Origin of the sequence: Flavobacterium sp. (genome assembly GCF_043722275.1) — a bacterium.
Classification (GTDB): domain Bacteria; phylum Bacteroidota; class Bacteroidia; order Flavobacteriales; family Flavobacteriaceae; genus Flavobacterium.
The window spans coordinates 1-2,035 of record NZ_JAYSPC010000070.1 but is presented as its reverse complement, the minus strand read 5'-3'; the positions used below and the strand labels follow the sequence as shown (position 1 = coordinate 2,035).

Annotated in this window: 1 protein-coding gene; it reads left to right on the top strand. The window is 31.4% G+C overall.

Annotated features, from left to right (window positions below; all coding sequences use genetic code 11):
* The first annotated feature begins 154 nt into the window (after window positions 1–154).
* Window positions 155–1,513 carry a hypothetical protein gene (locus ACHZDT_RS09910; protein ID WP_394774463.1) on the top strand — a complete coding sequence of 453 codons (1,359 nt, stop codon included), beginning with the start codon at window positions 155–157 and terminating at the stop codon, window positions 1,511–1,513.
* Window positions 1,514–2,035 lie beyond the last annotated feature (522 nt).

Genomic DNA, 2,035 nt, shown 5'->3' with positions numbered 1-2,035 from the left:
AAAGGAAAAAGATTTCAAGATCATCAGGGAGTTTTTGGGTAAATAGGGAATGTGTTTTGATCAATTAATCATAGCCATTAAAAGTGGATTGTTCTAACGACAATTGGATTTATATAATTTCAGATGGTTGATATCATAATCCAAAAATTATTGCATGGCAATTTTTATAGCATATATTTATGTGTTGGCAGCAATATCAAAAACTCCCTATATAATGAAAAGATCTGATCTTCTTCAGCTTAATCTCGCAAGTATCTATTGCTTCACACTTTATTATGGTGAACAAAAAATTGGAATTCTCGTAGAAGATAAAAGTAATCGAAATAATTTTTATATAATTAAACCTTCAGATATTAAAGAATACAATAAAGATCGTGGTACTCTCTATACACTCGGTGAGAAAGTGAGTTTAGATTGCATTACCTCACATAGACCTTATCTTAGACCAACAACTCTTCAAAGTGCTAGAGTTACTTCTACATTAAATGCAACCAAAATGGTAATACTTGGAGCTGGTGCATCTTTTGATTTCTCCTTTGATGGTAAAATCTTGGAAAAGGATCGTCCTCCCCTTACATATAATTTATTCAATGACGAATATGACAAAATTTTATCCTCTTATCCAGGAGCAAACGTTTTAGCAAGTGAGGTTTTACAAGCCCTTGATGTCGAAAGATTTTTTCAAGAACAATGGGAGGATGTAAAAAAATATCACAATCCAGATTTACTTAATAAAATAATAAATACGCAATATTATTTGCAAAATTTATTTATGGACGTATCAGACAAATGCAAGAACGTTAAAAGAAGTAATTATAACTCCTTAATGTCTTTGGCATCAAAATATACTGTTTCAAAAGGAGAACCAATTCTTATTACCAGTTTTAATTATGACACTCTTATAGAGCAGGCAATAGAAGCTGTCTCTGGCTATGCATACAAAAAAATAGATGATTATATAGATACGAATCGAAAACTAATATTGTTTAAGCCCCATGGATCATGGAATTGGGTTAGATACTTTAAAAATAACGCTACTGCAACAACTCCAGCTACTAAAAATCAACTATTTAGTTTAGACCTCTATTTAAAAAAGAAAACTTATTCAGAATTGTTTCTTGAAATAGACGATAAAGTAGCAATAGATAATTCTCCATCCCTTACAAATAATAGCCCTACATTTAAAAGATTTTTACCACAATTATTAATTCCGTTTACAGATAAAGATGATTTTGTAATGCCAATGAATCAAAGACTATTGCTAGAAGCAAACTTAGATAAAATTCAAGAAATACTTATTATCGGGTGGAAAGGAACAGAACAAGTATTTAAGGATTTACTACGCTCAAAAATTGGGCATAAACAAATCAAGATAACAGTGGTAAATAAAAAAGATGACACAATTCAAAAAGTATTATCAAGTGATTTACCAAACGCAGAATGGAGTTTCCAAGACACATTTTCTGAATATATGAAGTATTGTTCGCAGTCTAAAGATCACTTTTTTAACTAACTATTTCGTCAATACTGCTGCCAACATTGTATTCCAGCAAGGTTTTCGCCCACTTACAATTCCATCTAAAAAAAGTTTACGGCAAAACCCGCTGAAGAATAAACCTGGATAATTATGCTGCCAATATTCCAAACACTAAGCGTATAGCGGTAAAAGAAAACTATAGCACCGGTTTTATTGGGGCATGTAAAAGATATTTTATCCATACACTTTAAACACTTATAATTTACGTTCGTAAAAACCGAATGCTTTCCTGCATCGGGGTTTCGCCGGGAAGTTATTTTTAATTTGAAAGTAAATCAGGCGAAAACCCCGCTGACACACAATTTGCATAACCAAGCTATTTTTTACAGAACATAAAATAAGCTGTAATAACTGCTATAAATTAATAATTGTAAAATACTTTTACAAACAGTTGCATATTTAAAAAATTATCTCAATTTTTGAACTGCCTTATAAAATGTTCAGCCCCCGACAGATAAGTTGTACTTACATACATCTGTTATTTAGAACAGCCCCTGT

Bases quoted from the DNA above. Each gene is read 5' to 3' on its own strand.
- ACHZDT_RS09910 (WP_394774463.1), top strand. From the start codon at position 155: ATGGCAATTTTTATAGCATATATTTATGTGTTGGCAGCAATATCAAAA.